Raw genomic sequence first — 12,159 nt, forward strand, 5'->3', positions numbered from 1 at the left:
GGAGAGATCAGAACGAGAACTCAGGCGGCTTTCTGCCGGCACCGCCGGATCTCTTCCATATACGCTCGTTCAGGCTGTAGTTCATAGGCTTTTTCAAATGAACGGAGAGCCTCCTCAAACCGATCAAGCGCAGCAAGAGCCTTCCCCTTCGCATACCAGAGCCTGTGGCGATCAGGCACCCCCTCCAGTGCACGATCCAGCGAGACGAGTGCCTCCTCATTTCGTCCCAAACGGAGAAGTGCATGTGCATGAGCCTGCCATGCTGAATACAAGCCGGGATCAATGCTCAGAGCCTCCTCACTTGATTCCACAGCCTTATCGAATCTGCCGAGCTGATGCAACAGTACTGCACGTGCATGCAGCACAGGGGCATTCCCGGGATTAATATCCAGAGATCGGTTAAAAGAGAGAATAGCATCCTCAAACCTGCCCAGGCTCCCAAGAATAGTGCCTCTGATGTACCAGGAGCCGCCATCCTCAGGGGTGAGTGATAGAGCCTGATCAAGTGAACGGAGGGCCTCCTGGTATTTCAGAAGACGGTGGAGTACTGTCCCCCTGAGAACCCAGGCATCCGCATTGGTTTCATCAAGAGTGATCGCCTTATCGGCCGAGGAGAGTGCCTGCTGGAACCGGCCGAGCCTTCCCTGGATAACGCCCCGGAGATACCAGGCATTCGCATCGTCCTGCCTACCGGAGAGAGCCCGTTCAACAGAGAAAGAGGCGTCATCATATTTTCCAGCCTTGACAAGCAGCCTGGCATGCCCATACCAGCCCTCAGGATCATCGGGATGCTCTTCAAGCCAGCAGGTGCAGTAACGGAGTGCCTCATCATAACGGCCGACATGGTAGAGAGCTGAAGCATATCGGCGAAATAGTTCAGGATCAGGTGGATTTTGATGAATTGCCCTTTCATAACAGGATACCGCCTCTTTGTATCTCCCAAGATGTGAAAGTGCGGTGCCACACCTGTTGATGAGCGCAGGATCGTCCTGAGAGAAGTGAAGTGCCCGCCTGAATGCTGATAATGCTTCATCATATCTTCCCAGACGGCAGAGGAGATCACCCATTTCTCTCCACCCTTCGGGTTTCCCGGCTAAGACTACACGATCATATGAAGAGAGCGCATCCTCAAGACGACCGGCTGCTGCCAGAAGATCTGCATAAAGGAAGCGAATTTCGGGATCATCAGGTACCTCTCCGATCAGCTGATGAAGCAGATCAAGTGCCTCTTCTTTTCGTCCAACTGCAATCAGGGAGGTGGAGAGAGCCTGGAGAACAGCTGTCCTGAATGAGGGATCTTCAGTTGGAGGAGAGAGAAGGAGGATTGCATCATCATGTCTGCCAAGGCGGGAGAGAAGAAGCCCCCGCTCTGTCGTAGTCTCATCTGGTGCGTGCTCATAGGCGAGGAGCGCTTCATCAGGACGATCAAGCTGCTCGAGAACAAATCCATACAGAGACCAGAGATCCGGATCATCGGGAATCTCAAGGACCAGTCTTGAGATGAGCCCCTGAGCCTCCGAAAAGCGATTGAGGGCGATGAGGGATCGGGCAATTCCAAGAAGGGATTCTGTATCGGATGGCTCCTGCTGAAGTGTTTCTTCAAAGGAGAGTACCGCTTCTTCATGACGCCCAAGCGATTGGAGAACGACACCCCGCTTTCGAAGAATAGAGGGGGCAGGATCGCCAGCACCGGCCAGTTGTTCATAGAGAGCAAGGGCCTCGTTATTCCTCTTCAGGATAACAAGCGTATCGGCAGCCTTTCCAAGCAGGATTGGATCGTCAGGGAGGGCATGGAGGGCACGCTGGTATAGAGCATAGGCTTCCTCTGCCCTGTCAACTTCGAAGAGCGCATCAGCATACAACTCCAGAAGAGATGTGTCATCCAGGGCAAGCGGCAATGCCTGTTCATATGCATCAACTGCATCCTGATACCTTCCGGAACGGAACCGGCAGTCACCAATCTTTTTCCAGATAAGCGGGTCACCATCCGGGACATACGAAGATAAAACCAGGTATTCCTCCTCTGCTTCATCAAATCTGCCTGTCCGGAAGAGCGAATCTGCATGGAGCAGGCGCTGCTCTGGCGTAAGAGTATCGAGCTGATCAAAAGCAGATACCGCATCCTCATGACGGCCAAGAAGAGTGAGCAGACGGGCACGCTCGCCGATCAGATTGCTATCATGGGGGATGATCCCAAGACCCCTGTCAAATGAAGCGAGCGCCTCATCAGGACGGCCAAGATGATTGAGTACAATTCCAGACCTGTGGAGGAGAAGGGGATCATCAGGAGTGAAACGGAGTGCCTGCTGATATGCGGCATCTGCTTCATCGAAGCGTTCAAGCTGACAGAGGAGATCACCCATCTCTCTCCATCCATCCGGCATATCAGGTGAAACCCCCCTACGATAAGTGGCGAGAGCATCCTCAGTGTGGCCGGCGGATTCGAGGAGTTCCGCATAGAGGAGAAGACGCCCGGCATTATCTGGCATTTCATCGACCTGCTGCCTGAAAATAGCAAGAGCCTCTTCCTCCATGCCAATTGCAATTGAGGAGCTGGAAAGGGCTTTGAGTGCTGCAGGATGGGAAGAGAGCCTTTCAGGAGTGGAGGAGAGGAGAGAGAATGCCTTATCATGATGGCCGGCTTCAAAGAGCAGGACACCCCGCTCTATAGTGGTCTCATCAGGTATATGCTCATAGGCAAGAAGCGCCTCATCAGGTCGATGAAGCAGTTCAAGGACGTTGCCCAGCATCTGCCAGATTTGTGGATCTGCTGGATTCTCAAAAACCAGTTTCGAGAGTATCCCCTGAGCCTCTTCAAAACGGGAGAGAGAGATCAGGCATCGGGCACTCCCGAGCATGGAGGCACTATCGGAGGGGTCAGAACGGAGCGCCCCTTCAAAGGAGTTAAGGGCCTCCTCATACCGTTCAAGCTTTACGAGAAGTTCCCCCCGTCTCCTCCAGAGTGTTGCATCCGCAGTTTCTCCCCCGGTGAGCCGGTCATAGAGAGCGAGAGCCTCTGTCTCCCTGTTCAGAAGGACAAGAGTATCAGCAGCCTTTGAGAGGAGAGCCGGATCATCAGGAGATGCCAGAAGAGCACGTTCAAATACAGCATATGCCTCTTCTCTTCTCAAAACCTCAAGGAGTGCATCCCCGTATGATTCAAGCAAGGCTGAATCATCAGGTGAAGACTGCATGGCCTTCTCATACCCGGATAGTGACTCTTCATACCTGCCCATTGAGAACCGGCAGTCGCCGATCTTTTTCCAGATAGCAGAATCTTCATCCGTATCATCAAGAGAGGCAAGGTATGCCTCTTCTGCACTATCAAATCTGCCTGTCCTGAAGAGTGCATCAGCGTGGAGCAGATGCTGATTTCGTGAAAGATTGCCGAGCTGATCGAAAGTTTCCAGCGCCTCCTCATATCGCTCAAGAAGAGTGAGCAGACGGGCACGCTCGCCGATCAGATCAGAATCATCCGGACTGAGGGCCATTGCACGGTCAAGATAACTGAGTGCCTCATCATGCCGTTTCAGCCGGGAGAGGAGCATCCCATACTCAAAGAGTAAACCGGCGTTCTCAGGATCAAGGCTGATTGAACGCTCAAAAGAACCGACTGCATCTTCAGCACGGTTCAGTGAGAGAAGAACTGACGCATGATCGGACCAGACAGCTGCCTGATCCGGATTCAGATTGAGGGAACGATCAAAGGAAGTGAGTGCGTCCTCATGGCGGCCAAGTGAGAGGAGAGCACGGCCATGATCACGCCAGACAGAAGAGTCACTCTCATCCAGAAAGAGAGCACGATCGAACGAAGAGACGGCATCCTCATAACGCCCAAGCAAGAGGAGAGCACGGCCATGATCACGCCAGACTGAGGAGTCGGGATCATCAGGAGAGAGAAAACGGTCGAACGAGGAGACGGCGTCCTCATAACGCCCAAGTGAGAGGAGCGCAGAGCCACGATCACGCCAGACAGATGAGTCGCTCTCATCAAGAGAGAGAGCACGATCGAACGAGGAGACAGCTTCTTCATGACGGCCAAGCGAGAGGAGAGAAGAGCCACGAATCTGCCAGTACCGTGGATCATTCAGCTCGGTTCCATCTATTCTGTCAAGTGCGGAAAGAGATTCTTCAAATCTGCAAAGCAGGTGTTGGAGCGCTCCGTACCTGAAAAGTGCCTCATTATTATCGGGATCAATCTTCAGCAATTCATCAAGGGATTGAACTGCACCTTCATTCTGGTGGAGTGCCATCTGGGCAGATGACCGGTTCAGCCAGACACCTGGATCGGCTTTGCCTGATTCGATGATCTCATCGTATTCGACCAGGGCTTCCCGGTACCGTTCGAGGCGGATGAGAAGAGGAGCAAGCCGCAGACGCGCTATAGAATCCTTTGGACGAAGAGTACGAACCCGTTCATATGAAGAGGCGGCCTCTCTGTAGCGGCCAAGTGCCTCAAGAGCGGATCCATGGTAGAGCAGAACAGTAGTACTCTCAGGATGTGTATCCAGTATCTTCTCAAAAGCCTCCAGAGCCTCTTCATATCGCTCAGATTCCATGAGAAGCTTTCCCTTTCCAAGATTCGCTTTCAGATCCGATGGATTGAGTGAAAGTGTCTGCTCAAGAGATGCTAGCGATCCATCGGTCCTGCCAAGATGATTAAGTGCCAGTGCACGAAGTGACCAGGAGTCAGGATCATCATCACGAATGGCAATCGCATGATCCAGGAAGGTAAGGGCATCCTGATCCCTGCCAATTGCAAGGGCAGCTGAGCCGCTGTTCAGCCATGCTTCATAATAATCTGGCCGGTCTTCGAGAACCTTCGCATAGGCACCCAGTGCGTCTTCATTATGTCCCTGAATCTGAAGAAGCGTCGCCTTTGAAAACCAGGATTCTGTATCATGTGGGTTCTGCCTGAGTGCGGTTTCAAGTGACTGAAGAGCCTCCTCATACCTGCCCAGATTCCAGAGGCATATCCCGTGCCTTCTCCAGACAGCTCCGGTTTGGGGATGCAGGGTATCAGGAGACTCATTATCCCCGCCCTGACGAAAGAGAGGGAGAGCCCGTTCATAGCTCTCGATCGCATCATCATATCGCCAGAGTTTATCAAGTGCTATCCCACGGAGAAACCAGGCAACAGGATCCTTTTGATTCAGGGTTATTGCTTTCTCATATGAGATAACTGCATCATCAAATTGGGAGAGGCGGCACTGGATGGCACCTTTCATGCACCAGATCTCAGAAACACTGAACGCTGAATCGGATTCATCATCCTTTGCAAGTCTGAGTGCCTCGTCAAATGATTGAAGAGCCTCCTCAAAACGGGAGAGCCGATAGAAGCAGACACCCTGTAAAAACCAGGCTTTTCCAGAAGAGGGATCGATGACAAGTACCCGGCCAAAGAGTTTTATTGCATTTTCATACTGTTTCTCTGAGAGGAGATATTCACCCATCGAGATAAGATCAGGGAGATCATCGATATGGCTGGACTGATTCAGGATACCAATGGCCCGGTCAGTTTTTCCAAGCCCGAGAAGAGCAAAAGCATATCTTCGCCTGGTATCCCGGTCACCTGATCGAATTGCCAATGCTTTTTCAAAGGAATCTGCAGCATCATGAAATTCATGTAAAGAGAGTGAAGCGATCCCTTTCCCCTTCCATGCGATAAAGTTATCAGGATGTATCTGGAGTGCTGTTGAAAAAGACCGTATGGCACCCCGGAGATACCATACACCCGTATCATCGGGATAACCAGGCTGCATTACCCCGGTTTCTTCACCTTGATCTGATCGGGATAACCGGCAGAGGATCGTACCCCTCAGACACCAGAGCCGGGCATCGCCGGTGTCAAGAGCTGTCAGCCTGTCGACGAGATCAAGGGCTTCAGGATACATTCCTCCTGAGAGCAGTTCATGAACAATTTTTTTCAGATCAGGGAGAGCACCCGGGTGAAATGCCAGATTCAGCACTCTTATCGCATCGTCTGTTCTCCCGATTGCAAGGAGCGCAGATGCATATGCCTTGCGAACCTCCGGATCTTCGGCACGAATTGCGAGGGCTTCCTTATAGGCGAGGATCGCCTCAGGATAGTCCTTCATCCGGAGATATGCTTCACCTTTTCCAATCCAGGCTTCATGATACCCCGGGTCAATTGCAAGGGCATCATCAAAGAGACGCACAGCATCTGCCAGATCCCCTTTTGCCAGGAGAGAGCGGGCCAAACGAATATATCCGTCTGCTTCCTCCTGTTTATTCGGCTCAGGCTCCCTTTTCCAGATTTCCATTAGATCTCAGTCCGGATTTTCCATATTCTTCGTCTGTTCCCTTCATCTTATTGGTTTTTTCAATGAGATTAGTATGTTGATGCTGTTCTCCATATAGAGGAGGTAGAAAGAATATAAATAGAAGACGACGATCGCAACGACCGAACTGTAATACCATACCATAAACTCTTTGTGGGATTTTTCACGCAAGTTTTATATAGAGAAATGAAGAGGATTACATTGAAGGTGTATCTATGTCAATCAGCACATTTGCATCGGGATCCTTCGCATATGCACAGGAGGCTGTGTGGGGGAAATGGAAGCAGTGGATACTATACTGCTTGTGGTAGCGTACCTGATTTCAACATTAACTCTGTTCCTGATACCCGTCTTCAATGGGTATATCGTTTCAATCCTGTCAGGGAAAACCCCTGCACCTGAAGTTGAGAACTGGGGTAAACTCTTTGTTGACGGATGGAAACTGAACATCGTCGCTCTGATTTACATGATCCCGGTGATCATTGTCCTGATCATCTTTGGCGCAGCGACCCTCCCATTTGTAATAACCGGAGCAGCAATGGGGGATATGACCGGAGTTGTACCGGATCAGGCAATTATAGGCGCCATTGGCGAACTTATGGCAGGTTTCATGATAGCATTTGTCATCGGGATCATCATCTCATTGATCGCCTATACAGGAGTGGTGAGATTTGCCAAAACCGGAAGTATCAGCGAAGCGTTCAACTTCGGAGGCATATTCGGGCATATCGGTAAGATCGGCTGGCTTGATTACATCTTTGCCGTCATCGCCCTCTGGGTGATCATTGCCGTCTTCGCATTCATCATCGGCATCCTGAGTGCAATTCCACTTATTGGCTGGCTCATCAGCCTCTTCCTCGGACCCCCGCTCTCCATCTTCACCTGGAGATATGTGACAATGCTGTACGAGAGTGTTCCGGCATAAATCTCTTTCCCTTCTTCTTTTCAAGTGGATATCCGGGATTCAGGCATGCAGCAGAGGAGAGAGCTTTTCGCTCTTCACCCCAAATAGAAAGGCATGCAATTCTCCTTCTCAGACAGATATACAAACACCCCAAAATCCTTTCTGAACGAGTTATTCAGGGTATCCCGCGACCCATCAATCATCTCATTTGCAGGCGGGCTGCCCGATACCAATCTCATCGATCTTGATGGAATCAGGGCAGCTGCCTCCACTGTTTTCGAGGAAACAGGACGAACAGCCCTCCAGTATACAACCACTGACGGGTACCTGCCGCTCCGGGAGTACATTGCAGAGCGTTATCAAAAGCGGCTTGGAATTCCGGCAAGCCCGGATGAGATCCAGATAGTAAACGGCTCCCAGCAGTGTCTTGACATCATCGGGAAGGTCTTCATATCAAAAGGAACGCATATCGGGATGGAAGCACCCGGATATCTCGGTGCAATCGATGCCTTCTCTCTCTATGAACCACAAATCCACACCGTCCCCCTCATCGAAGGTGGTCCTGATCCCGATTCTTTTCAGGAGCTGATTGAGACCCGACAACCCTCCTTCTTCTATGGGATTCCCAACTCCCAGAACCCATCCGGAACCAGTTACTCTAAAGATCGGAGAAAAGAAATGGCTGAGATACTGAGAGGTTCAGATTGTGCCTTCTTTGAGGATGATGCGTTTGGAGAGCTCTTCTTTGATGGGAAACCCCGCCTTCCAATGAAGCACTATCTCCCGGATCAGACGATACTCTCGGGATCATTCTCAAAGATCATTGCACCGGGACTTCGTATTGGGTGGATCCATGCACCTGCTCCGGTTCTTGAGCGGTTCAATCATGCAAAACAGGCAGCCGATCTCCATTCCAATCTTCTCTCCCAGATGATTCTTCACGAGTACCTTCGGAGAAACGATCTTGATCATCATATCAGACAGATAACCCGCGTATATAAGGAGAAATGCAGGCATATCTGTGAGCATCTCGATTCTCTCGGGCTTGCCCATACCGAGCCCGCGGGTGGCATGTTCCTGATGGCAACACTGCCGGAAGGACTCTCCTCAATGAAGCTCTTTTCAGAAGGTGTGAAGGCAGGGGTCGCCATCCTCCCGGGGGTCCCATTTTATCCCGAAGGAGGTGGAGAAGACACCATCAGGATCAACTTCTCAAGCCCCTCGATTGATGAGATCGATTGCGGTATGGAACGGCTTGGAGCAGCGCTCAGCGCTCTCTGAAGCCGGGTTACCAAAGGTAAAATTCACGGGAGATAGCGCCTGATCCCCGCAGACTGGAAGAGTATGAGCGCTGATACCCCAAGTACCACCAGGAAGATCACGGTGAATGCCTCCTCCGGCGCATAGATCGTCAGGGCGGCCCCGGCAACAATCGGACCCACTGCCCCGCCTATGCTCTGTACCGTATGCAGGAAGGCACTCGCTGTTGCAGTATTTCCCGGTGGTGCCGAGGCAACTGCGATCATGTTATCAATAGTGAGCAGAATTGACATGCCGGCGGAGAAGATCATCCAGATACAGGCGATAAGAAGCGGCGTTTTCGGGAAGAGGAAGAAGATACCGCATCCGATGAGCAGAAATACCGATCCTAGAATGAAAGGAATAACAACCCCTTTTTTCGCGACAATATAACCGGCAAGGGGACCTGAGATCATATCTGTCAGGGATCCCGGCATCAGGAGAATTCCCACATAAATTGCAGAGAGGGCAAGACCGGCAGGAGATGAGATCAGGTAGGGCATCACCTGAAGAAGGATGAAGAATGAGAAGACGACAAGGAAGGCATTGATTGTGATTGCCGGGAATGGGGCTTCACGTATCATCCCCAGATCGAGGAGTGGGGAGAGCGTCTTTCTCTCATGCCTGAGAAACAGTGACAGGCTGGTGAGTGATATGAGCGTTGAGATCCAGACGGGGAGAGAGGTGATGCCATCAAGTCCAAGCCACGTTATCGCGAGCATCCCTGAGAGGATCGAAAGCGCAAAGAGCACCATACCAATGAGATCGATTGCTGCTTTCTTCCGCTCTCCATGATCAGGGATGATGAACCATGCCGAGATGATCAGGAGAAGAACGATCGGCATCATCACCAAAAAACAGGCACGCCATCCGATATGCTCGATAATAAACGCCCCTGACATGATACCGACAAAACTCCCCGCTCCATAGGTTGCAGCAAGAACCCCGATTGCGGTAGCCACCCATTCCACCGGTGTCTCCTCTGCAACGAGTGCATATGCAAGCGGTGCAACCGCAAGCCCGAGTCCCTGAAGCATACGGGAGAAGAGGAGGGTTGGCATATCTGGTGCATATCCGGCAAGCGCGATACCTGCACCATAGACGATCAGGCACGCAAGAACAATCCGGCGCTTACCGAGTATATCACCAAGAGATCCGATTGCAAGGAGGAGAACAGCACCCACAAGCATCACAGCGGGGAGTATCCAGGCGATGATAACAGAAGAAACACCAAATTCATCTTCAATCCCCGGAAACGCAGCGATGATCATCGCTTCTGTTGCCATCACTGTTGCAATGATGAGACCAAGGAGGATTAAAAGACGGTGATAGCGTTTCAGCCCGAACATGAGAGTGATCATATCAACCCGGAAAACCATGAATCTATATGGATCATAAGGCTCCCGTATCCCACCGCGATGCCTGGAACGCTGAGTACCGGGTACGGGGGAAACTCTATGGCGGAGCGCCGTTTCCACTCCCGGATCTATCAGAAGGGAGCCGGGTACTTGATATCGGGTGCGGCAATGGAAAACACCTCCATCCAATGGAGGCGCGTGGATGGAAAGTTATCGGAATCGATCATGCAGAAGAGGCAATACGTCTCTGTCAGGATAGATCTCTTCTGTTCATAGGGGATGCCTGCAGACTTCCCTTCAAGGACCGGTCGTTTGATGCGATCATCGGAATCCATATCCTCGGACATCTCACGGAGCAGATGCGTTCCCTGCTGATCTATGAAGCCTTTCGAATCCTGAAATCCGGGGGGATATTTCAATGCACGGTCTTTTCCAGAAGGGATATGCGGTGTGGAAAAGGAGAAGAGATACACCCGTTTACCTATCGGAGGCGGGGAATAATTACCCATTATTTCACTGAAGAAGAACTTCACGGATTGAAGGGGCCATTTCAGGAGGCAACAGCCTCACTTGAGAGCCACCCGGTCCGTTTCTCCGGGGAGTTATACACCAGGGAGCATATCACATTCACTTTCAGGAGATAATAAAATTTACTTCATAAAAACAAGGATTAATTGAATATATTTATCTATGATCCCCCTTCAGTATCTTTAATAAGGATGGATGAACGGATGGAAAATAGAAGAGGAATCGTTGTATTAATTCTGTTTTTCTGTTTCCTCATTGGAGCAGCAGGATGTACCGACAGAGAAGGGAGAATCGGAGATCCCGTTGACTCCGGGCTTCGGATCATAACCGAGGAGAACCCGCCCTATAATTATCTTGATACGGATGGTGAGGTAGCCGGACAGTCAACTGAGATTGTACGTGAGATTCTTGCCAGAATGAATGAGAAAGCACCAATCGAGGTGCTCCCCTGGAGCGATGCCTATGGGCTTGCACTCAATACCCGTGACGTCGCCCTCTACTCTGCAGCCCGGACACCGGAGAGGGAAGATCTCTTCTCATGGGTAGGTCCGATCGGGAAACAGGGTTTTGTCTTCTATTCCCCACGTGATTCGGATCTTACAATCTCCGGTGTGGATGAGATCCAGGGCACGTATACAGTAGGTGTTGTCAGAGACGACTGGAGACACCAGTATCTTGTAAAACAGGGCTTTATGAACCTTATTCTCTATACTGATGATATCAGGGCAATACAGGGAGTCAATGCCGGTGAAGCCGATCTCTGGTTTGGAAGCAGTGATTCCATAAACCCGCTCTCCCGTGCTGCAGGACTTGAACCAACTGATCTGATGCCTGTCTATACCCTTCGTGAGATCGAACTCTTCATCGCCTTCAACAAGGATACAGACGAAGATACCATACGGAGATGGCAGGCAGCCCTTGATGGAATGAAGAAAGATGGAAAGTACGAGGAGATCACAACGCGGGAGCAGTTGAACCTCTATATTCAGCCAGAAGGTATAAGCGGGGCAGGAAAGGAGTCACTTGCACTCCTTATCTCAAAGAGCGACACGAAATTAACCGGGAAAGCAGATACGCTCCGACTTCTTGCAGGGACATCCGATCTGGTATCAGGCGAGATGGGTCGTATCCAGCCGGTTCTTGAAAATCTCAAAACTGACGATAAAACGACCACCTTCGCCTTCATATCACCGGATGGGAGCTGGTATACCTCAAAGGATGTTAAACCCCGGCAGGATGCAGGCATGCGGCCATACCTCGTGACACTCTTCTCCGGAACCCCAATCATTGGTACTCTGATCACCGATCCGGTGACCGGACGCGAGGCTGCGGTTATTGCAGTTCCGGTTATGAGCGGGGATACGGTAATTGGAGCCATTGAAGCCATGATCGATCTCGGATCATTTTCAGAATCATTAGCCTCGGATCTCTCACTTGCCGGGACTGCCTATTTCGCCTCATTCAACGAGGAGGGTGTGATTGCCCTCCATTCACATACCGAGAAGATTGGTGTTGTATCCCCGGGGGGTACAGATACCTTCTCAGAAGCAATACGGACGATCATTTCAGGAGAAGAAGGAGAAGTAGGGTTCTATGAAGATGGCATCTATCATCAGGCTGCCTTCAGGGCATCAAAAGTCTCAGGCTGGAGATATATTATCGCAGAACAAGGCACACCACCCATCCCGCCAAAGACACGGGCAGAAGAAGAGCTCGAGAGCCTGATCGAGTTGCATGACTGATCATCTATAGAATAGAGAGCCGTGAG

At 51.1% G+C, this 12,159-nt stretch carries 6 protein-coding genes; 4 read left to right on the top strand and 2 right to left on the bottom strand.

Going from position 1 to position 12,159, the window contains the following annotated elements:
• Positions 1–20: 20 nt before the first annotated feature.
• Positions 21–6,284, bottom strand: a complete 6,264-nt coding sequence (locus ACYUBO_RS06535) for a tetratricopeptide repeat protein (protein WP_460373192.1) — start codon at positions 6,282–6,284, stop codon at positions 21–23.
• Between the two features lie 295 nt (positions 6,285–6,579).
• Between ACYUBO_RS06535 and ACYUBO_RS06540 the strand changes: the two genes are divergently transcribed.
• The gene (locus ACYUBO_RS06540) at positions 6,580–7,227 is read left to right on the top strand and encodes a DUF4013 domain-containing protein (RefSeq protein WP_460373193.1); all 648 of its coding nucleotides are present in this window, start codon (positions 6,580–6,582) and stop codon (positions 7,225–7,227) included.
• A gap of 93 nt (positions 7,228–7,320) precedes the next feature.
• Positions 7,321–8,487 (top strand): aminotransferase-like domain-containing protein, encoded by a 1,167-nt coding sequence (locus ACYUBO_RS06545; protein WP_460373194.1) that lies wholly within the window; start codon positions 7,321–7,323, stop codon positions 8,485–8,487.
• A 23-nt stretch (positions 8,488–8,510) separates the two neighbouring features.
• Here ACYUBO_RS06545 and ACYUBO_RS06550 read toward each other — a convergent pair whose 3' ends face one another.
• Complete coding sequence (locus ACYUBO_RS06550; RefSeq protein WP_460373195.1) at positions 8,511–9,866, bottom strand: MFS transporter; 1,356 nt, start codon at positions 9,864–9,866, stop codon at positions 8,511–8,513.
• Positions 9,867–9,892: 26 nt separating this feature from the next.
• Here ACYUBO_RS06550 and ACYUBO_RS06555 point away from each other — a divergent pair, with 26 nt between their 5' ends.
• Complete coding sequence (locus tag ACYUBO_RS06555) at positions 9,893–10,507, top strand: class I SAM-dependent methyltransferase (protein ID WP_460373196.1); 615 nt, start codon at positions 9,893–9,895, stop codon at positions 10,505–10,507.
• 75 nt (positions 10,508–10,582) lie between these two features.
• Positions 10,583–12,133: a transporter substrate-binding domain-containing protein gene (locus ACYUBO_RS06560; protein ID WP_460373197.1), complete on the top strand. Its 1,551-nt coding sequence runs from the start codon at positions 10,583–10,585 to the stop codon at positions 12,131–12,133.
• Positions 12,134–12,159: the final 26 nt, after the last annotated feature.

The sequence above is a fragment of the Methanocalculus sp. MC3 genome (assembly GCF_054767395.1).